This is a genomic window from Ensifer sp. Root278 (genome assembly GCF_001429285.1).
In the GTDB taxonomy this organism is placed as follows: domain Bacteria; phylum Pseudomonadota; class Alphaproteobacteria; order Rhizobiales; family Rhizobiaceae; genus Ensifer.
In genome coordinates, this window is sequence record NZ_LMJJ01000012.1 from 186,986 (window position 1) to 206,483 (window position 19,498).

The window sequence follows — 19,498 nt, forward strand, 5'->3', positions numbered from 1 at the left end:
GAGCAAAGGTCGCTGTAACACTTTAAGTTGCTGCATAATTTTGTCCTTAAATCGATTCCGATTTAAGGAATTATGCAGTAAGCCGGCCGGTCTGGCCGCGGTCACGCAGGTAGTGATCGGCGATCGTGCAGGCAAGCATCGCCTCGCCGATCGGCACGGCGCGGATGCCGACGCAGGGGTCGTGGCGGCCCTTGGTGCGGACATCGACTTCTTTGCCATCGCTGTCGACCGAGCGGCGCTCGGTGAGGATCGACGACGTCGGCTTGATGGCAAAACGCGCGATCACGGGTTCGCCGGTGGCGATGCCGCCGAGAATACCGCCGGCATGATTGGAGAGGAAGACCGGCTTGCCGTCGACGCCGATGCGCATCTCGTCGGCGTTCTCCTCACCGGTGATCTCGGCCGCACCGAAGCCGTTGCCGATCTCGACGCCTTTGACGGCGTTGATCGACATCAGGTTGGAGGCAATGTCCTGATCGAGCTTGGCATAGATCGGCGCGCCGATGCCGGCGGGCACGCCCTCGGCGACCACTTCGACGACGGCGCCGATCGAGGAGCCGGCCTTGCGGATGCCGTCGAGATATTCCTCCCAAACCGGCACGATCTCCGGATCCGGCGCGAAGAAGGGGTTGTTGCCCACCTCGGCCCAATCCCAGTTGGCCCGGTTGATCTTGTGCTTGCCGATCTGGACGAGGGCGCCGCGCACGACGAGCCCCGGAACGACCTTGCGGGCGATGCCGCCGGCGGCAACGCGCGCCGCGGTCTCGCGCGCCGAGGAACGGCCGCCGCCGCGATAGTCGCGGATGCCGTATTTCAGATCATAGGTGTAGTCGGCGTGGCCAGGACGGTAACGCTTGGCGATCTCGGAATAGTCCTTCGAACGCTGGTCGGTGTTCTCGATCAGCATGGAGATCGGCGTCCCGGTCGAGATCATCGTCTCGCCGTCCTCGTCGAACATCACGCCGGAGAGCACCTTGACGAGATCATCCTCGCGGCGCTGCGTCACGAAACGCGACTGCCCGGGCTTGCGCTTGTCGAGCCAGGCCTGAAGTTCGGCGAGCGTGAAACGGACGCCGGGCGGGCAACCATCCACCACGCAGCCAAGCGCCGGGCCGTGGCTTTCGCCCCAGGTGGTGACGCGGAAGAGGTGACCGAAAGTGTTATGCGACATGAAGGCTACCGGACCTTAAGCAAGCAACGGCCGTACGTTTTTCGTACACGGATGCCCTCTCTTAGTGGAAAGCCGGGGACGGGGAAAGACTTTTGCGCCTGCCGCCGTCGCTTCGTCACGATGCCAGGCGCAGGCCGCGGTCGGTCGCAAAGGCGAGGAACTTCTCCGCGCTCAACGGCCGGGAGAAGGCATAGCCCTGCAGGACGTCGCAGCCGAGGATGCCGAGCATCTCCGCATGTGCCATCGTCTCGACACCTTCGGCAACGGTCTCGATGTTGAGCGAGCGGGCGATCTCGATGATCGAACGGACCAGGGCCTGCTCCCGCCGCGCGCTCAGAACCGGAACGACGAGCTGCCGATCGATCTTCAGCCGCTTCGGCTTGATCTTCAGCAGGCTGACGATCGAGGTATGACCGGTGCCGAAGTCATCGAGCTCGATATCGATGCCGAGTTTCTTGATACCTTCGATGTTGGTGGCAACGATGTCGTCGCTCTCGTCGAGGAAGATCGATTCCACCAGTTCGAAACAGATCTGGCCGGGCGCGATGCTCAAGCCTTCGAGCGAGGACAGCAGATCATCCTCCTGAAGCCGCTTCGCCGAAACGTTGACGGAGATCTTGGGAACTCTGAGGCCGGCGGCCGCCCAGCGCATGTGGTCGATCAGCGATTTCTCCAGCACGAGGCGATCAAGCGCCGCCATGACATTCAATTCCTCCGCGATGCCAAGGAAACGATCCGGCGTCAGGATGCCCTCACGCGGGTGGTTCCAACGCACCAGCGCCTCCACCCCGCACAGCGCAAGCGTGGTCGCGTCGAACTGTGGCTGATACCAGGGTTCGAACTCGTCCCGTTCGATGCCTTCGAGGATCTCGTCGGCGATCCGCTTGGCCGTCACCACTTCGGCCTGCAACACCTCGGTGAAGAACTGATAACGATTACGGCCCGCCTCCTTGGCCCGGTAGAGCGCGATATCGGCATTGACGAGCAGCTTGCGCGCATCGATCTCCGCGCCACGGCCCACCGCCACACCGATGCTGACACCGAAGCGGCAGGGAAAACCGTTGTAATCGACCGGCTGGCGCATCGCGGCGATGATCCGGTCACAGCGCACCGCCAGCGCCGCCTCGCCCGGCGCACCGGTGACCGCGACCACGAACTCATCACCACCGATGCGGGCGATGATATCGCCGGGCCGGATATTTGCCCGGAGGATTTCGGAAGCGTGGATCAGCATGGCGTCCCCGGCTGCGTGGCCGAGCGTGTCATTGATCTGCTTGAAACGGTCGAGATCGATATGGAGGATGGCGATATCCTCGAGATCACCGGCCCTCGCCAGCCGCTCCAGCGCCTTGTCGAGCATGCGGCGATTTCCAAGACCGGTCAGGGGATCGTGCAGGGCGTTGTGCTCGATCCGTACCCGCGCCTGCTCCAGCTCGGCGTTCTTCGCATCCGCCATCGCCTTGGCTGCCCGCAACTGCTCGGTCATCAGCACGTCTTCGGTGACGTCGAGCGCCATGCCGACGAATTTGCGTGCACCATCCGGCGCCACATGAAGCTTGCCGACCGACCGGATGTGGCGGACGCCGCCAGCCGGCAGAAACACGCGCGCCTGGTGCACATAGGTCTCGTCCGCCGCGATTGCGCGGTTGACCGCGTCCAGCGCCGGCGCCCGATCATCGGGATGAAGCGCGGTGAGCCATGTCTCCTCGTTGGTGGTCCCATCGGTGTAGACGAGGCCGTAGAGCTGGTGCATGCGGTCGTCCCAATAGGTCAGTCCGCTATCGAGGTCCGCCTCCCACATGCCGCATCGATAGGAATCGAGTGCCAGGTCGAGCCGGCGTGAAAGCAGTTCAAGATCCTGCTCACGCTCGTAAAGACCTTTCAGTGCCTGTTCGAGCTCGAGGTTCTGTTGATCGACCTGGGCCTTGGCCGCAGTCAGCCGCTCGGTCTTCATAACGTCGTCTGTGACGTCCCAACTGATGCCGGTGACCTTTGCGCGCCCATCGGCGCCGCGGTGGCTGGATCCGACGTTGCGGATGTGGCGCAAAGTTCCGTCAGACAGCACGACCCGGTATTGCGAGCGATATTCCAGGCCGTCGTCCAGGCTGCGGAACAGCGCGTTGGCGGCGATGCCGATGTCCTCCGGATGCACTGTTGCGCGCCACTCCTCATAGGTCGGTTCCTCCAGATGGACCTCCAGCCCATGCAGGTGGAACATGCGATCGTCCCAGGAGCGCTGCTGCGTTTCGACGTCGATCTCCCAGACGCCGATCTTGGACGCGTCGAGCGCGAGGTTCAGCCGGTGGGAGAGCGTCATCACCTCCCCTTCCCGCGCTTTCAGCTTGGCAATGTTGCGCTGCCGTTCGTTGAAGAGCCCGCCGGTCAAGAGGATCGGGATTACCACGATTGCGACAGCGGCGGCGATCGCCAAGCGAATGGCATCGATGTTTTCGGGAAGCTGGTCCCACTCGCCAACCGGCATGGCTGCGAGCTCCCAAGCGCCACCCGCCAGATCCAGCCGACGCGTCACCGGTGCCTTGCGGAAAAGCGCGTCGTCGCCGAAGAACGCATCCTGGATCCGCTCCTGCTCGGAGATATCCCTGATCGCGAGGTGAACGTCGACGTAGCGATGATCCTTCGTCAGTTCCGGCGTTTCGCTGCCCGCCTCCAAGAGGCGCGCGGCGCGATAGAGCGCCCTTTCATCGATGATGGCCTCGACATAGCCCCAGCGCTCCATCCGTCCCTGGATCTTGGAAAAGACAGGCAAGAAAAGCTCGAAGCCGTTGCGGCCGCTCGGCAAGCGAATGGGGCCGATCATCACGGGTCTCACCGTCGACGATGCGCGTTCTATCGCGTGCCTTGTCGCGCCGAACCTGTTGAAATCGGTGCCGACGAACCATTGCTGGCTTTCACGCGGAAAGGCGATCCGCACAACACCGGCGGGCGCAGCCGAAGCGCGCACCATCTGCGGGTTCTGGAGAAGAAGCTTCGTTGCCATGACGGTAAAATCGTCAGGCGTCATCGCCGGGTGCACGCCGATGCTGTTGGCAAATCCGTTCAGCGCGGCGATGTTGGTGTTTATCTCCGATTGCAACCGGTTGGCGATGAGGTTCAGTTCGTTCTCGACATCGATCCTGAGGTCACTCTGGAAGTTTTCGCGATTCTGCCGCTCATAGACGTACCCGCCGGCAAACACGACGAGGCCGGCGATCGCCGCTGGTATGAGCGATGGTTTCGCAAATCTGGCTGCCGCCCGAATGCGCTGGCGCAGAACGTCGATGATCTTCAATCTTTTCCCCTCGATCCCCAACCAAAGGTAGCGAGCGAACCTTAAGATTGGCTTTCGTCACAAATCCTTGGAAAACCCTATGATTCATGGGGAAATCAATATTCCGCCTCCCCTACTTCGACGCTCCCCCGCTTGAAAAAAACGATGTCGCCGTCCAGTCTTGCGGCGTCGGACAGGCCATCAAAAAACCGGGGCCTGACGGCCAAAAGCCAAGTTACAAGGCAATTTTTGCCACAATCGGGGACCAAGGGTGATGACAAGAATGTTCGCAGAATCGTTGAAAAGGGCAAGAAAGATGCGTTTTGTCATTGCCGCGCTCATGGCCGCCGCCGGCTTGCTTTCGCCTTTGTCCGCTCTTGCGGAAAGCGCCGACGTGGAAGCGACCATTACGGGTGTCGACACCGAACGTCTCAGCCTGCAGCTCGATGACGGCAAGAGCTACCAGGCACCCGAAGAATTCAATTTCGAGGGCCTGAAGGAGGGCGTGAAGGTGCTGGTCTTCTATACCGAAGTCGATGGCAAGCGGGTCATCAACGACCTCGAAATCGTACAGTAAGCAGCGACCCGTCCCTCAGATCACGCAATTCCGGACGGGAAACCGTTCCATACTTTTCCTGGCATTGCTTTGGGGCGGGTTATCGTTCCGGCCGTCAGATCCAGCCGCTGGCACCGCCGGAAATGCGCAGAAGGCGATCCTGCGGGATCGCCGCAGACGCAGCCTCTTCGGCCTCCATTTCTCCAAAGAGCTTGAAAAGCGATCGGATGACACCGCCGTGGCTGACGCAGACGGTCGGCTTCGTCACGTCCTTTAGCCAGGCGGCAACACGCCAGGACAGGATTTCGTAACTCTCGGCATCAGGTCCCGGCGGAATGAAGTCCCACTTCACCGCGCGCCGTTCGGCGATCCTTTGCGGCGCCGAGCGCTTGAGCTCGGGAAGCGTGTGCCCTTCCCAGTCACCGAAGGATACCTCCTTCAGCCGTTCGTCGGTACGGTAGGCGGCGGGATCGAGCCCCATCGCCAGCCTCACGCGCTCCATGGTCTCGCGCGTGCGGCCAAGCGGGCTCGCGACGAAATCGAAATGCGCGGCGTCGGTGCCGAGGATACCGGCGAGTGCTGCGCCATTGCCGGTCGCCTGCTGGCGACCGAAATCATTGAGCGGGATGTCCTTCTGCCCCTGGAGCCGGCTTTCGGCATTCCAGTCGGTCTGTCCGTGACGGATCACATAGATCAGCACAACATGTCTCCGGGCAGCGGGGCCGTCGAACCGGCAAGCCGTGCCGATCAGTCCTTGAGCACGGAGATATCGGGCGCGTCCACCGCCTTCATGCCGACGACATGGTAACCGCTGTCGGCGTGGTGGACTTCACCGGTGACCGAACGCGACAGGTCGGAGAGCATGTAGAGGCCGACGTCGCCGACTTCCTCGATCGTCACGGTGCGGCGCAGCGGCGCGTTGTACTCGTTCCACTTGAGGATATAGCGGAAGTCGCCGATGCCGGAGGCAGCCAGCGTCTTGATCGGGCCGGCGGAGATGGCATTGACGCGAATGTTCTTCGGGCCGAGGTCGACCGCGAGGTACTTCACGCTGGCTTCGAGCGCAGCCTTGGCCACACCCATAACGTTGTAGTTCGGCATGACCTTTTCGGCGCCGTAGTAGGTCAGGGTCAGCATCGAGCCGCCATCGGTCATCAGCTTTTCAGCGCGACGGGCAACCGCGGTGAACGAGTAGACCGAAATCTGCATCGTCTTGGCGAAGTTCTCGGGCGAGGTATCGACGTAGCGGCCGGTGAGTTCGTCCTTGTCGGAGAAACCGATCGCGTGCACCACGAAATCGATCTTGCCCCATTGCTTTTCGAGCGTATCGAAGACGGCGTCGATGCTGGCTTCGTCGCTAACGTCGCAATGGCCGGCCATGAAGCCGTCGATCTCGGCGAGCAGCGGCTCGACGCGCTTCTTGAGCGCATCGCCCTGATAGGTCAACGCAACTTCACCACCCTGCGCGTGGATGGCCTTGGCAATGCCCCATGCGATGGAACGGTTGTTTGCAACGCCCATAATGACGCCGCGTTTGCCCTTCATCAGACCGGATGCCTGAGCCATGGTAAGTCCCCAATACTATTTCCAGCAACGGCCGGCGCCGGTGCCAAAGTTCACAAATGTCATAGACACCCCACCGAACGGGTGCGGCAAATTGTCGAGAATTGCCTATGGCATAGTGGCAAGGGTGGTTCAAGCGCGCCTGAGATCAGGAACTGTTAGTCCCCGTAATATTGGTTCAAAGTGTCAGCGAACTGTCACAAATCGACCGTCACAGATAGAATCCGTCGCGCTGCGACTTCATCAGATCGGTCACCTTCTCATCCGGCGTGTCTTTCAGGACCAGCCGCAGCTCCACCAGGAGATCGCCATGGGTCCCGTAGGTTCCGGGCAGGCCCTGGCCTGCGAGACGGATGATCTTGTCCGAACCGGACCAGGCCGGCACGACGACGGTGACCGGACCAACCGGCGTCTCGATGCGCTCCTCGCAGCCGAGGACAGCACCCTGCAGATCGATCGGTAGGGTCGTGAGCAGGTCAAGGCCACGGGTGCGGAAGGTGCCGCTCTGATCGACCCTGAGCGTGACGACGACATCGCCGCGACTCATGCCGGTGACGCGATAACCCTGTTCCGCCAGGCGAATGGTCTGCCCATCGACGGCACCCGGGGGAATTTGAACCTTCAGGCTCTCGCCATCCGGAAGTTCGACAGTCAGGCGCTGGCGATTGATCAGGTCCCGGATGCTGACAGCCAGATCGACGGTAAGGTCGGGCACCTTCTCGGCGGTCTTTGCTGCGCGGCCGCGGATGCGCCGGACGATGGCTGCGACGAGTTCGGCTGCGGGCGCTGCGGCGCGCTGCATGAGCGGCGTATCCGTCCTGGCGACGGCTTCCGGCTGCGCCTCGGCCGCGGGTTCAGGCTTTACCTCGGCAGCTTGAGCCGTGCGTTCCGGCTCCTTGGCCGCTGTCGGTTTCGGCGCGGGCTTGGGCGATGGGTTCGCCGCCGGCTTCGGCGATGGCCGGGCCGACTTGGCACGTGCTTCGGCGCCGAAGATCTGCGAGATGGCGTCCTCGGCGGTCTCCGCGTCGACGGGCGCCTCCTCCTGCACATTGCCACGCATCTTTGCCTTCATCGCCTCCATGCGACGAAGCTCGGCCTCGCGGCGCGCATAGTCGTAGCGACTCCTGAGCTTCGGATCGCGCAGAAGCTCATAGGCCTTGCCTGCCTCGGCAAAGCGCTCGGCGGCAGTGGGGTCGTCCTGGTTATGGTCCGGATGCACGGCCTTTGCCAGCGAACGCCAGGCCGCCTTGATTTCGTCCTGCCCGGCGTTGCGCCGGACACCGAGGATCGCATAGGGATCACGCATGGCTTCTACCATCTTCTCTGATCGGCGGCCTCTCCTTGATGCCCGCCTTATGCCCCGAATGAAGGCGTCATTGTCGCCCGTCCACTGAGCATCGATGATCTGGAGAACTTGCTAAATAGTGGTTAGCCGCAACGGCGCCACCGGCTCTGGAATGAGCGTCGCGGACGATCGTTCGCACTTTTAGAGAATTGTGGTTAATCGCGAATTTCCGAGCGCTATCTCAGGCGCGCGGGCCGAAGCTCGTCAGATACCAGGCGCCATCGCCGCCCTGGCACGTGCTGCCGTCGAACTTTGCGATGCCCTCGTAGGAATGGCGCGTCGTGGTGAAGCGGCGGCAGAGCATGCCGCTCGCGCGGTCTTCCTGAATGATGCTGATGACACCGGCGCTGCCAGAAGTCGCGTTGGCCCAAGGGATCGGGTTGATGCTACCGCCACCGAGTTCGGCCGATGTCACGGCATTGCGGACCATCACGGCGTCGGAGAGGCCATCGGAGGTCTTGGCGACGGGAACGGTACCCGTCGCGACCGTGCGGTCGACGCCGCTGCCAAAGAAATCGAGGCCCGCGCCCATGCAGCCAGAAAGCACCAGGACCGGCAGGCAAATTGCCGCGCTACGCAGCAAGGCGAAGGAATACCCCTTCTTGGTATCGATCCACTTTGCTATGTCTTGCACGGCAATCCTGTCAGACTCGCTGGAGCCGCACGCTGCTCGAGAAGGTCAACGTACAGGCTCCGACATTTTTGATGCGGAAACACCGGTCGGGTTCATCCCGAAGCATTTCCGCGCCAGACATCACGGCATTGGAAGGCAATAATGGCGGCGAATGAGTTAACAAGCGGTGACTTCACCGAATCAAATGAGCCCTTTTCCCTGTTTGGCACATGGCTGAAGGACGCGGAAGGCAGCGAAATCAACGACCCGAACGCGGTCGCGCTTGCCACCGTCGACAGCGACGGATTGCCGAACGTCCGCATGGTCTTGCTGAAGGGATTCGACGAACGCGGCTTCGTTTTCTACACGAATTTCGAGAGCCAGAAGGGCCAGGAAATCCTTGGCGCCCGCAAGGCAGCCATGTGCTTCCACTGGAAATCCCTGAGGCGTCAGGTGCGCGTGCGCGGTCCGGTCGAGATCGTGACCGACGAAGAGGCAGACGAATACTTCAAGAGCCGGCCGCGCGGCAGCCGCATCGGCGCCTGGGCATCGAAACAGTCACGCCCGCTAGAAGGCCGCTTCGCACTGGAAAAGGCCGTCGCCGAATACACCGCCCGCCACGCACTCGGCGAGATCCCGCGCCCGAGCTATTGGTCCGGCTTCCGCATCCGCCCGACCTCGATCGAATTCTGGCACGACCGCCCGTTCCGGCTGCATGACCGGATGGAGTTCCGTCGCGCAACACCCGAAGGCGGCTGGGAAAAGGTGCGCATGTACCCTTAATTGGCGGCCGTTCAGGCGCCCGCCAAGCGGAATGGGATGCCGGACGCCAGCGCCGAGACGTAACGTGCCCGCTGGAAATGACCATTCAGCGAAATGCGCGGCAACGCATGAAGGCTGAATTTCGCGCGTTCGACGAGCGTGCCGGGCTGGGTGGTGACCGCGAGGGAAAAACCGAGATCGGCGACGATGCGATGATCGCGTGCCGAGACGGCTGGTGCGTCGCCATAGGGATAGGCGAAGGCCAGAGGCTGCCGGCCGGTAATGGCCTCGACACGCTCCGCCGACTGGCGAATTTCTCGCCTTGCGTCGTCGCCGCTCAGGCGCGCGATTGAGCGATGGCTGATCGTGTGCGCGCCGAGGCTGGCCAGCGGGCTTTCGATCAACCGCCGAAGCCCTGTCTGATCCAAAGTCAGCCGTTCGGTAATCGCCAGCGGATCGATGCCGTGTTCGATCGCTACGGCGTTCAGCAATGCAATGGCCGTCGCTTCATCGCGGCTATGAACGACCGCCGCGACACGATTGAAGGCCGTCTGCTTGTCCGCAGTCGTATGCGTTGGCAGCGTCTCGACACCGTGACCGAAGTCGAACCGCAGCGTCTCCTTCGTCGCGAGCACGTCGGCGAGCGTTTCCCACCAGAGCGTATGGGTTCGATCGATGAAGCCCCCAGTGACAAACACGGTGAAGGGTGCGGCATGGCGCTCGAACACGGGCAGCGCATGCACGAGATTGTTCCGGTAGCCGTCATCAAGCGTAAGACAGGCGATCGGCCCGCCTCCGGCGGCCAGCGCATCCGGCAACTGTTCGAGCGGGACGAAGCGATAGCCGTCACGCTTCAGTGTCGTCAAAGCTGCGTCGAGGAATTCCGGCGTGATCTCCAGATGGGCGTTGGGATCGAAGGCACGCGCAAGCCTCGGCCGGACATGGTGCAGCGTGAAGATCGCCCCCTTGCCGCGCGCACCACCCATCAGCCCGACGCGGCTCAGCCCTCCGGCGACCTCCAGTCCGCCGGCGATGGCGGCGCGGCGAACAATTGTCGCGATCGTGCTCTTGATGTTCGGCCCCATGTTTCCCCGCGGCATACAGGCCTGGAAAGTTAACGGCGAGGGCGTTAAACCTTGTTGAACGGAGAGGACATTCATTGGCCATTTACCACGGCCCCGAAAACAGGGCGGGACGCCACATTCCGCCCTAAAGTTGCAACAAAGACACGCACCTTGTCACAAAACGAAACAGCTTTGCGCCCGGCCGACGGCGCTTTCCGACGGGGATCGACATGAAAACTTTGCGCTGCCTCCTGCTTGCGATCTTCGCTTTCGCGCTTGGGTCCGCAACGGCAATCGCCGGAACCGCCTCGCTGGTACTGGATGCGCGCACCGGCAAAGTCCTCTCGGCCGAAAACCCTGACGTGCTCAACCATCCGGCCTCGCTGACCAAGATGATGACGGTCTACATGACCTTCGAGGCGCTGCGGCGCGGCGAACTTTCGTGGGACAGCAAAATCAAGGTCTCGAAGGCAGCCGCCGCCAAGCCACCGATGCGCCTCGGCCTCAAGTCCGGCATGACTATCACGGTTCGCGAGGCCGTGCTCGGCATGATCGTGCGCTCAGGCAACGACGCGGCGACGGCGATGGCGGAAAGGCTCGGAGGCTCCGAGGCCAACTTCGCCCGGATGATGACCGCCAAGGCGCGGCAGCTCGGCATGCGCAAGACGGTCTTCACCAACGCCTCCGGCTTGCCGGCCAGCCAGCAGGTGACGACAGCGCGTGAGATGGCGACGCTTGCCGTCGCGCTGATGCGCGACTTTCCCAGGGAATACCGGCTGTTTGCCACCGAGAGCTTCAGCTTCCGCGGCCGCAAGGTCCGCGGCCACAACAATCTGATGTATCGCTACGAGGGCATGGACGGCATCAAGACCGGCTATACCAACGCTTCCGGCTTCAATCTCGTCAGCGCCGTCAAGGACGGCAATCGCCGGGTGGTCGGCGTCGTGCTCGGTGGGCGGTCGGCGCGCAGCCGCGATGCCAAGATGGCGGCACTTCTCGATCGCCATGTCGGCAAGGCTTCGACTAAGATCGGGCGGCAGCTGGTCGCGTCCACCCGCGGCGGGAAGGTGGTCGAGGTGACGTCGGCCGCGACATTGGACGTTCCAATGCCCTTTGCCGCGCCCCAGCGGACGAAGCAGGATTCCGTTGCCGCTTTGATTGCGGCAACATCCACAGCCGCTATACCTGCGGAACGTCCCACCGAGGTGGCTGAGATCGAAACGACGGCGGCGGCACCGGCTGCAGCTGGCGGTTGGCAGATCCAGATTTCAGCGGCACCGTCTGCCGAGGCAGCCCGCATGCTGCTCGCTCAGGCACGCTCCGAAGCCGGCGCTCCCCTCGCCGGAGCCACACCCTACACTGAAGCTGTCGGCAAGGGCGCCAATGCCATCTACCGCGCCCGCTTCGTCGGGTTCTCGAGCCGTGATGCGGCAGCGGCCGCCTGCGATGCGCTCAAGCAGCGCTCCTATGATTGCATGATGCTGCCGTCACGCGGGTGAGCGGAGGCGGCGACAGAGGCAGCCTTCGTCATGTTTCCGCGATGATCCTGCGGAAACGATTGGCGGGCCACCAGTCACATTGCTCCTCGGTGTAGCCAAGGAGCAATCCCTCCTCGCGCTCATCTTCCGCGGCGCCGCACGATCTCGCCAGCATCCCCGTTGAACCTGAGTTCGTGGCTTGGCGTGGCGGTCTCCGGCGACGGAAATGACAGCTTGAAGACCGCCATGCAATCTTACGCCTGCGTGCCGCCGACCGTGATTTGATCCATGCGCAGATGCGGCTGGCCGACGCCGACTGGCACCCACTGGCCGGCCTTGCCGCAATTGCCGATGCCGGTGTCGAGCTTGGTGTCGTTACCGACCATGGTCACGCGCTTCATCGCGTCCGGACCGTTGCCGATCAGCATGGCGCCTTTCACGGGCGCGCCGATCTTGCCGTTCTCGATCAGGTAGGCCTCGGTGCAGCCGAAGACGAACTTGCCGGAGGTGATGTCCACCTGGCCGCCGCCGAAGGAAACGGCATAGATGCCCTTCTTGACCGAGGCGATGATTTCCTCCGGCGTCCTCTCGCCTGACAGCATGTAGGTATTGGTCATGCGCGGCATCGGCACATGGGCGTAGCCCTGGCGGCGGCCATTGCCGGTGGGCGTCATGCCCATCAGCCGGGCGTTCTGCCGGTCCTGCATGTAGCCGACGAGCTTGCCGTCCTCGATCAGCACGTTGTAGCCGGACGGCGTACCCTCGTCGTCGATCGAGATCGAACCACGGCGCGCCTCGATGGTGCCATCGTCGACGACGGTGACACCCTTGGCGGCGACCTGCTCGCCCATCAGGCCGGCAAAGGCCGACGTCTTCTTGCGATTGAAATCGCCTTCGAGGCCGTGGCCGACGGCTTCGTGCAGCATGACGCCCGGCCAACCGGAGGCAAGCACCACGTCCATGGTGCCGGCCGGCGCATCGATCGCTTCGAGATTGACAAGCGCCTGGCGCAGCGCCTCATCGGCGCCCGTCTTCCAGTTTTCCTCGGTGACGAAATCGCCGAAGCCGCGACGCCCGCCGGTGCCGAAGGAACCACTTTCCTGGCGATCGCCGTCACCGGTGACGACGGAGATGTTGATGCGGGTCATCGGCCTGACGTCATGCACGCGGTGGCCGTCGGCGCGGAGGATGTCGACAACCTGCCAGCTTGCCGCGATCGACGCCGTCACCTGCCGAACCTTGGGATCCTTGGCGCGCAGATAGGCGTCGATCTCCTGCAGCAGGGCAACCTTCGCCTCGAAGCTCGGCTCGCCGATCGGGTTCTCGTCGCCATAGAGCTTTTTGTTGGTGCGCTGCGGCGCGGCCGCATAGGAGCCGGCATAGCCGCGGGTGACCTGCGCCACCGCATCCGAGGCGCGGCGAAGCGCCGACAGCGAAAGCTCGCCTGAATGGGCGTAGCCGACCGCTTCTCCGGCGACGGCACGAAGACCGAAACCCTGGTCGGTGTTGAAGCTGCCGCCCTTCAGACGGCCGTTGTCGAAGGACAGCACCTCGGCTTGCGCATGTTCAAGAAAGAGCTCGCCGTCGTCGGCGCCGGCGAGCGTCTCCGAGAGAACCTTGCGGATCGTTGCCTCGTCGGCATCGAAGAGGCTCATCAGATCGGTGTTCATGGTGGTGCGCTCCCGCGTCGAGAAATTCTATCGCCTCCATTTAGGAAGGCCGCGGGTTCAAGCCAAGGAAAATATCACGTAAGCGATGCGTCCCAGCCTTCGAGGCGCTCCACTTTTTCGACGCCGGCAAAACGGGCAACACGCTCGAGCTCCGCATCGATGCGCTCCAGGCGGCCTGCCGACGCGCGGACGCCCGTCTCGAGCCAGAGCTTGCGCACGTCGAGGCTGCCGCGCTTGCGGTCCGCCTTCATGTCGATGCGGCCAATCATCCGGTCACCTTCGATCAGTGGAAAGACATAGTAGCCGTATTCGCGCTTGGCCTCGGGCACGAAGATCTCGATGCGATAGAAGAAGCCGAACAGCCGCTCCGTGCGGTTGCGGTCGCGCAGCAGCGGGTCGAAGGGGCTGAGCACCCGGACACGGCCCGGCGGTTCGGGAATATTGCCGAGCGCTTGCGGAAAACCGGTGAAGGCGAAGGCGGCGCGCGGGCGGCCACCATCGATCGCCTCGATCAACACTTCGCAAAGTTCATCGCGATGCTCGGCAACCCAGGTCTTCGCCTCGTCGGGGGATACGAGATCCCAGAAGGCGGCGATCTCGCCGTGGGTGGCAAAGCCCAGGCGTTCGAGCGCACTGCGGCAAGCCCAATCGATGAATTCCTGGTGGCTGACGTCGCCATCCTGATGATGCGGCGGGATCACCCGCTCGGTCAGATCATAGACCTTCTGGAAATTCTCACGCCGCGCGATCGCCAGTTTTCCGGTGCGCCAGAGCACTTCGAGTGCGGTCTTCGAGGGGTGCCAGTTCCACCAGCCACCGGATTCGTGCTCGGCTTCCTTGAGGTCGCGCGCCAGCACCGGTCCGCCCTCGGCGATGCGCTGATAGGCCTCGTCACAGCCCTTCTCGAAGCCCTCGCCGCGCCATTTTTGCCAGCGCTCGACGATCGTCTCGCCTTCCCATTTGAAGCGGTGCTTCCAGTAGCGGAAGAAGCTGCTCGGAATGATCGAGGCGTCGTGCGTCCAGTGCTCGAACAGGTCTCGATCATCTTCCAGAAGCGCCGTCAGATGTTCGCGGCGATAGGTCTGGTTGCGAGCAAACAGGATCTGGTGATGGGCGCGCTCGACCGTGGCGATGCTGTCCACCTGCACGAAGCCGATGTCGTGGATGAGCTTCAGCAGCCCCTCCTTGCCGAGCGCGCGGTTCGGAGCGCCGGAAAGGCCCTGCTTGGCGAGGAAGATGCGACGGGCGTCGCTGTTGGAAAGGCGAATCGTCATGGCGATAAGAATAGGCTTTTATTCCCATAATTCAAACTGGAGCAGGATGAGGAAATGTATGCGCCGTGTTCCGCCCGCATCTCGGTCCCGCGCCACCGCATTGCCCTTGTTGCCGGACTTGGCCTATAGAGCACCCCGAAAACGGCGCGGGCCGAAGATAGCGAGGGACGGAATGGACATCCGCTTTACCGATTGCGCGGTCCGCTTCGGCGAGCGGGTGGCCTTGCACCCGTTGAACTTGGCGCTCAGTGAAAAGCGCGTCGGTATCATCGGTCTCAACGGTTCCGGCAAGACCACTTTCGCCCGGCTGATCAATGGCCTGGTCAAGCCTTCCTCGGGTCGAGTGACGGTCAACGGGCTGAACACGGTCGAAGACGATCGCGCCGTGCTTTCCGAAGCCGGCTTTATCTTCCAGAATCCGCAGCACCAGCTGATCATGCCCATCGTTGCCGAGGACATCGCCTTCGGCTTGAAGAACCGCGGGCTTCCTCGCGAGGAAATCGACCGCCGCATGCAAGGCGCGCTGTCGCGCTTCGGTATCGAACATCTGGCACGACGGCGTGTGCACGAGCTTTCGGGCGGCGAGACGCAGCTCGTCGCCATGGCAAGCGTCGTCGTCACCGATCCGAAAATCCTCATCCTCGATGAGCCGACGAACCAGCTCGACCTGCGCAATCGACGCCGCGTCGCCGAAACGATCGAGGGGCTGCCGGAGGATACGGTGGTGATCACCCACGATCTTGCACTCGTCGAAAACGTCGACCGGCTGCTGCTCTTCCACGAGGGGCGGCTTGCGGCCGACGGCGACCCGCGCGAGACGATCCGCCGCTACCATGAGATCGCCGGATGCTGACGAGCCTGCACATCGAAGGCGACAGCCTGCTGCACCGCCTGCCGGTGAGAGTGAAGCTCATTGCACTCGTAGCCCTAAGCATCGTCCTCTTCCTCAGCGGTTCACTGGTGCTGCAGGCGATCGCCTTCGTCCTTGCCGCCGGCCTCTATCTTTCCGTCGGGCTCCCCCTGAAGGAGGCAATCGCGCGCGTCGGCATCGTCTTCCTGACGATCTTCTTTCTGGCCGCGGTCAACCTTTTTCTGCTGCCGGTCGGCGAGGTCGCGACCCTGACGCTGAGGCTGATGGCCCTGGTGCTGTTTGCGGCCGCCGTCACGGCGACGACGACGATCAGCGCCTTCATGGACGAGATCACTGTACTCTTGACCCCTTTCGAACGGCTGGGTTGGCTGCGGGCGGCCGATGTCAGCCTGGCGCTCGGGCTGGTGCTGCGCTTCGTGCCCGACATCTTCGCGCGCTACGAGGCGATCCGCGAGGCGCACCGCGCCCGCGGCCTGCCGATCCGACCGTTGACGATCATCGGGCCGCTGATCATCCTGACGCTCAAAGATGCCGATACCATCGCTGCGGCAATTGACGCGCGCGGATTTCGTCGCCAATAGATGCGAAAAATCTAATACACAGGGAACCGAACGTCATGAACACCAGAGATCTCGTCCTCATCGCCCTCTTCGCCGCGATCGTCGTCGTGCTCGGCCTCATTCCGCCGATCACGCTCGGCTTCATTCCGGTACCGATCACCGCCCAGTCGATGGGCGTGATGCTCGCCGGGTGCATTCTCGGCGCCAAGCGCGGCGCACTCGCCTTTCTGCTGTTCCTGCTTTTGGTCGCCATCGGCCTGCCGGTGCTCTCGGGCGGTCGCGGCGGTCTTGCCGTGTTGGCCGGCCCGTCCGGCGGCTTCATCATCGGCTGGGTCGTCGCCACCTTCGTTACCGGCCTGATTGCCGAGCGCGCGGTGCGCGAGGGCCAGGCGGAAACGCGCCAGTTCATCGGCTTCTTCCTCGCCTCCGTCCTCGGCGGCATCGTCGTGCTTTATGCAATCGGCATGCCCTGGGTTTCGGCGGTTACCGGCACGCCGCTCCTGACCGTCGCCACCGGTTCGCTCGCCTTCATCCCGGGCGACCTCTTGAAGGCAGCGATCGCAACGCTGGCAGCCCGCGCCGTCTACGCCGGCTATCCGCTGCTGCCGGCACGCGCCTGAGCCGATGCCGTTTGCCGCCGCGATCCATAGCCACGCGGACGAACATCCGTATGCCCCGGCCTTCCGTATGGAGGGCCGGGTTTTCACTTTCGATGAGCTGAAGCGCTTCGCCGGACAGCTCGTTGCGGCATTCGACGATTTGGCGGGGGTTGCCGGGCACCGCAGCGTGCTTGGCGCCCGCGCATGCCTGATCGTACTTGAGGCCGGCAATCATCCACTCTTCGCCGCCGCCTTTCTCGCCGCCACCAGCCAAGGTAACTGTGTCGCGCTCATCGACCCGCATCTGCCGGCCGCAACCCGCCAGGCCATGCGCGATCGTCTGTCTCCCGATCTCATCGTCAGCGCCAATGGCGCGGACTTGTCTCTTCACGCTCCGGCAAGCGGCGAGACGCGATCCTTCCGCGAGAGCGACGGCAAAGAGCGAGCGCCACTCGCAGCCGGCAAAGAAAGCGAGCCGTTTCTGGTCGTTTTCACCTCGGGAACGACCGGCGCGCCGAAAGCGATCATCCGTGATCGCGGCTCGTGGCGCAGGAGCCTGGCCACCGGCGCGCGCTTTTTCGGCATCGACCATGGCACCCGCACCTTTGCTCCCGGTCCGCTAGCGCACGGGCTGACGCTCTACGCGCTCGCCGAAACGCTCTGCGCCGGCGCCGAATTCATCGGGGCGGCTCATTTCGACGCAGCGCGAGCGCTGACCATCATCGAGACGGAGAAAGTGCAACGCCTGGTGCTGGTACCGACGATGCTGCGGCGGCTCTGCGCAGCGGCCGCGAACAGACCGCAGGCCTGCGTCACACATATCACGGTCGCCGGCGCCAAACTGACGGCGAGTGACCGCGCTGTCGCCGCACTCGCTTTTCCGAAGGCGGAGGTCATCGAATATTACGGCGCCTCGGAACTGGGCTTCATCAGCGTCGCAACAAAGGACGACACCGCTTCGGCCACCGCCGTCGGCAGCGCCTTTCCCGGCGTTGCGCTAAGCATTCGCAATGACACAGGGGATGAAGTGCCCATGGGCGAAACGGGGACGATCTTCGTTGACAGCGCCCTCATCTCCGACGGTTATGTCGGGCAAAGCGATGGCGCCGGCTTCCGTCGTCTTGGCGAGCTTGCGACGGTGGGCGATATTGGCTTCCTCGACGACGACGGTACGCTTCATCTTCTCGGGCGCGCCGGCGGCATGGTTCTGTCGGGCGGCAACAACATCTACCCGCAGGAAGTGGAGGCGACACTTGTCGCCTACCCTGACGTTCACGCTGCGCTCGTCCTCGGGCTCGATCATCCGGACCTCGGCAGCGAACTCGTCGCCGTCATCGAGCCGGAGGGCAGCATATTTGACCGAGACGCACTTGAGCGTCATCTCGCTGCCCATCTGCCGCGCTACAAACATCCGCGCCGCATCTGGCTCTGCCCGAAGATGCCAATGACGCAGTCGGGCAAGGTGGCGGCGGGCACGCTCAGGCAATGGATCGCGGATGGAAACGATGCTCTCGAACTCATCGACTGAGCCGGCACGCATACCGGTGATCATCGCCGCGCTCCGGACGCCAATCGGCCGGGTCAACGGCACGCTTCGCGATATCGAACCGTCGCAGCTGGCAGCACCGCTGATCGCCCGTATTCTCGGCGACGTCGGGCTTGAAGCGACCGAGATCGACGACGTCATTCTCGGCAATGCCGCAAACAGCGCCGGCAATCTCGCCCGGCTCGCAGCGCTCGAAGCAGGCCTGCCGGTCTCGACGCCGGGCGTGACCGTCGATCGGCAATGCGGCTCCGGGCTGGAGGCGATCGCGCTCGCGGCGCGGATGATCCAGGCGGGTGCCGGCCGCTTCTACCTGGCCGGCGGGACCGAGAGCGCCAGCCGCGCGCATATCCGTCTGAGGCCGCCGCTGGAGCGCGGCGGCGAGCTCGCGCCCGTCAAGCGCGCCCGCATGGCGCCGGACGAGATCGGCGATCCGGACATGGGCGTCGCCGCCGAAAACGTCGCGACCGCCTGTAGGATCTCTCGCGAACGGCAGGATACCTTTGCGCTTCAAAGCCATCGCCGCGCCGTTGAAGCCGAGCTTGCCGGCCGTTTCGTCCGCGAGATCGTGCCGATCGAGACGGCGGCGGGCTTTGTGTCTCGCGATGAGTGCCCGCGTCCGAACGCGTCGATGGAAACACTGCAGCGGCTAAAGCCGGTCTTCGTCGAGGGTGGCACGGTGACCGCCGGCAATGCCTGCCCGATCAATGATGGCGCGGCCGTGGTGCTGGTGACCAGCCTTGCCGAGGCCCAGCGACTTCACGTTCCCTTCATGCTCGAATTCGTCGATGCCGCGACGGCCGGCGTCCATCCCAATCTCCTCGGTCTCGGCCCCGTGCCGGCTATACAGAAGCTGAAAGTGCGGCAACCCGCGCTCGATCCGGCCAAGGTCGATTTCATCGAATTCAACGAGGCCTTCGCTTCACAGGTGCTTGGCAGTCTCGACCAGCTCGATATTGCGGAGGAAAGGGTCAATCTCGATGGCGGCGCCATCGCGCTCGGCCATCCCTATGGCGCATCAGGAGCAATCCTTGCGGTCCGGCTTTTCTCGCAAATGTCGACCGCGCCCGCCGACACCGAAGGACTGGCGATGATGGGCGTTGGCGGCGGCATGGGCATCGTCGCCCTGTTTCGCGCGGTTTGAGCGCGCGCAATTGCGGA

The 19,498-nt window shown here is 63.4% G+C and carries 17 protein-coding genes; 8 read left to right on the plus strand and 9 right to left on the minus strand.

The genetic code is table 11. The features are described 5' to 3' along the window. Positions 1-70: 70 nt before the first annotated feature. The gene (gene aroC / locus ASE60_RS12455; protein WP_057250694.1) at positions 71-1,171 is read right to left on the minus strand and encodes a chorismate synthase; all 1,101 of its coding nucleotides are present in this window, start codon (positions 1,169-1,171) and stop codon (positions 71-73) included. Between the two features lie 115 nt (positions 1,172-1,286). Beyond that, the gene (locus tag ASE60_RS12460; protein ID WP_057250696.1) at positions 1,287-4,460 is read right to left on the minus strand and encodes an EAL domain-containing protein; all 3,174 of its coding nucleotides are present in this window, start codon (positions 4,458-4,460) and stop codon (positions 1,287-1,289) included. Between the two features lie 295 nt (positions 4,461-4,755). Between ASE60_RS12460 and ASE60_RS12465 the strand changes: the two genes are divergently transcribed. Further along, the gene (locus ASE60_RS12465) at positions 4,756-5,016 is read left to right on the plus strand and encodes a DUF1344 domain-containing protein (protein ID WP_057250698.1); all 261 of its coding nucleotides are present in this window, start codon (positions 4,756-4,758) and stop codon (positions 5,014-5,016) included. 94 nt (positions 5,017-5,110) lie between these two features. Here the strand turns inward: ASE60_RS12465 and ASE60_RS12470 are convergent, their stop codons facing one another. From ASE60_RS12470 to ASE60_RS12485, 4 genes are all read right to left on the minus strand, one after another. Next, a complete protein-coding gene (locus tag ASE60_RS12470; protein ID WP_057250701.1) occupies positions 5,111-5,695 on the minus strand; it encodes a histidine phosphatase family protein in 585 nt (194 codons plus the stop codon). A gap of 47 nt (positions 5,696-5,742) precedes the next feature. After that, on the minus strand, positions 5,743-6,561 hold the full coding sequence (gene fabI, locus ASE60_RS12475) for an enoyl-ACP reductase FabI (RefSeq protein ID WP_057250703.1): 819 nt from the start codon (positions 6,559-6,561) through the stop codon (positions 5,743-5,745). Positions 6,562-6,769: 208 nt separating this feature from the next. Continuing rightward, positions 6,770-7,876 carry a DnaJ C-terminal domain-containing protein gene (locus ASE60_RS12480; RefSeq protein ID WP_057250705.1) on the minus strand — a complete coding sequence of 369 codons (1,107 nt, stop codon included), beginning with the start codon at positions 7,874-7,876 and terminating at the stop codon, positions 6,770-6,772. A 208-nt stretch (positions 7,877-8,084) separates the two neighbouring features. Continuing rightward, on the minus strand, positions 8,085-8,537 hold the full coding sequence (locus ASE60_RS12485; protein WP_057250707.1) for an RT0821/Lpp0805 family surface protein: 453 nt from the start codon (positions 8,535-8,537) through the stop codon (positions 8,085-8,087). A gap of 141 nt (positions 8,538-8,678) precedes the next feature. Here ASE60_RS12485 and pdxH point away from each other — a divergent pair, with 141 nt between their 5' ends. Further along, the gene (gene pdxH / locus ASE60_RS12490; protein WP_057250709.1) at positions 8,679-9,299 is read left to right on the plus strand and encodes a pyridoxamine 5'-phosphate oxidase; all 621 of its coding nucleotides are present in this window, start codon (positions 8,679-8,681) and stop codon (positions 9,297-9,299) included. 11 nt (positions 9,300-9,310) lie between these two features. Here pdxH and ASE60_RS12495 read toward each other — a convergent pair whose 3' ends face one another. Continuing rightward, on the minus strand, positions 9,311-10,363 hold the full coding sequence (locus ASE60_RS12495) for a polysaccharide deacetylase family protein (protein WP_112947579.1): 1,053 nt from the start codon (positions 10,361-10,363) through the stop codon (positions 9,311-9,313). A 209-nt stretch (positions 10,364-10,572) separates the two neighbouring features. Between ASE60_RS12495 and ASE60_RS12500 the strand changes: the two genes are divergently transcribed. Continuing rightward, entirely contained in the window at positions 10,573-11,841 is a 1,269-nt protein-coding gene (locus ASE60_RS12500; protein WP_057250711.1) for a D-alanyl-D-alanine carboxypeptidase family protein, read from the plus strand. A 233-nt stretch (positions 11,842-12,074) separates the two neighbouring features. On the opposite strand, the gene tldD is transcribed toward ASE60_RS12500, so the two are convergent. Next, complete coding sequence (tldD, locus tag ASE60_RS12505) at positions 12,075-13,490, minus strand: metalloprotease TldD (protein WP_057250713.1); 1,416 nt, start codon at positions 13,488-13,490, stop codon at positions 12,075-12,077. Positions 13,491-13,564: 74 nt separating this feature from the next. After that, positions 13,565-14,764 carry a winged helix-turn-helix domain-containing protein gene (locus ASE60_RS12510; RefSeq protein WP_057250715.1) on the minus strand — a complete coding sequence of 400 codons (1,200 nt, stop codon included), beginning with the start codon at positions 14,762-14,764 and terminating at the stop codon, positions 13,565-13,567. Between the two features lie 172 nt (positions 14,765-14,936). Between ASE60_RS12510 and ASE60_RS12515 the strand changes: the two genes are divergently transcribed. From ASE60_RS12515 to ASE60_RS12535, 5 genes are read left to right on the plus strand one after another with little or no spacing between them, the layout of a single operon-like run. Further along, the gene (locus ASE60_RS12515; protein ID WP_057250717.1) at positions 14,937-15,617 is read left to right on the plus strand and encodes an ABC transporter ATP-binding protein; all 681 of its coding nucleotides are present in this window, start codon (positions 14,937-14,939) and stop codon (positions 15,615-15,617) included. Beyond that, positions 15,611-16,216 (plus strand): energy-coupling factor transporter transmembrane protein EcfT, encoded by a 606-nt coding sequence (locus ASE60_RS12520; protein ID WP_082615825.1) that lies wholly within the window; start codon positions 15,611-15,613, stop codon positions 16,214-16,216. The genes ASE60_RS12515 and ASE60_RS12520 overlap by 7 nt, the downstream gene beginning before the upstream one ends. 35 nt (positions 16,217-16,251) lie before the next feature. Beyond that, positions 16,252-16,815: a biotin transporter BioY gene (locus ASE60_RS12525; RefSeq protein ID WP_057250719.1), complete on the plus strand. Its 564-nt coding sequence runs from the start codon at positions 16,252-16,254 to the stop codon at positions 16,813-16,815. A 4-nt stretch (positions 16,816-16,819) separates the two neighbouring features. Continuing rightward, positions 16,820-18,322, plus strand: a complete 1,503-nt coding sequence (locus ASE60_RS12530) for an AMP-binding protein (protein ID WP_057250721.1) — start codon at positions 16,820-16,822, stop codon at positions 18,320-18,322. Next, a complete protein-coding gene (locus tag ASE60_RS12535) occupies positions 18,300-19,481 on the plus strand; it encodes a thiolase family protein (RefSeq protein ID WP_057251093.1) in 1,182 nt (393 codons plus the stop codon). The genes ASE60_RS12530 and ASE60_RS12535 overlap by 23 nt, the downstream gene beginning before the upstream one ends. Positions 19,482-19,498: the final 17 nt, after the last annotated feature.

Coding starts and splice junctions, on each gene's coding strand:
- aroC (WP_057250694.1), bottom strand. CDS start 1,171: ATGTCGCATAACACTTTCGGTCACCTCTTCCGCGTCACCACCTGGGGC.
- ASE60_RS12465 (WP_057250698.1), top strand. CDS start 4,756: ATGCGTTTTGTCATTGCCGCGCTCATGGCCGCCGCCGGCTTGCTTTCG.
- fabI (WP_057250703.1), bottom strand. CDS start 6,561: ATGGCTCAGGCATCCGGTCTGATGAAGGGCAAACGCGGCGTCATTATG.
- ASE60_RS12480 (WP_057250705.1), bottom strand. CDS start 7,876: ATGGTAGAAGCCATGCGTGATCCCTATGCGATCCTCGGTGTCCGGCGC.
- pdxH (WP_057250709.1), top strand. CDS start 8,679: ATGGCGGCGAATGAGTTAACAAGCGGTGACTTCACCGAATCAAATGAG.
- ASE60_RS12495 (WP_112947579.1), bottom strand. CDS start 10,363: ATGGGGCCGAACATCAAGAGCACGATCGCGACAATTGTTCGCCGCGCC.
- ASE60_RS12500 (WP_057250711.1), top strand. CDS start 10,573: ATGAAAACTTTGCGCTGCCTCCTGCTTGCGATCTTCGCTTTCGCGCTT.
- tldD (WP_057250713.1), bottom strand. CDS start 13,490: ATGAACACCGATCTGATGAGCCTCTTCGATGCCGACGAGGCAACGATC.
- ASE60_RS12510 (WP_057250715.1), bottom strand. CDS start 14,764: ATGACGATTCGCCTTTCCAACAGCGACGCCCGTCGCATCTTCCTCGCC.
- ASE60_RS12515 (WP_057250717.1), top strand. CDS start 14,937: ATGGACATCCGCTTTACCGATTGCGCGGTCCGCTTCGGCGAGCGGGTG.
- ASE60_RS12520 (WP_082615825.1), top strand. CDS start 15,611: ATGCTGACGAGCCTGCACATCGAAGGCGACAGCCTGCTGCACCGCCTG.
- ASE60_RS12525 (WP_057250719.1), top strand. CDS start 16,252: ATGAACACCAGAGATCTCGTCCTCATCGCCCTCTTCGCCGCGATCGTC.
- ASE60_RS12530 (WP_057250721.1), top strand. CDS start 16,820: ATGCCGTTTGCCGCCGCGATCCATAGCCACGCGGACGAACATCCGTAT.
- ASE60_RS12535 (WP_057251093.1), top strand. CDS start 18,300: ATGCTCTCGAACTCATCGACTGAGCCGGCACGCATACCGGTGATCATC.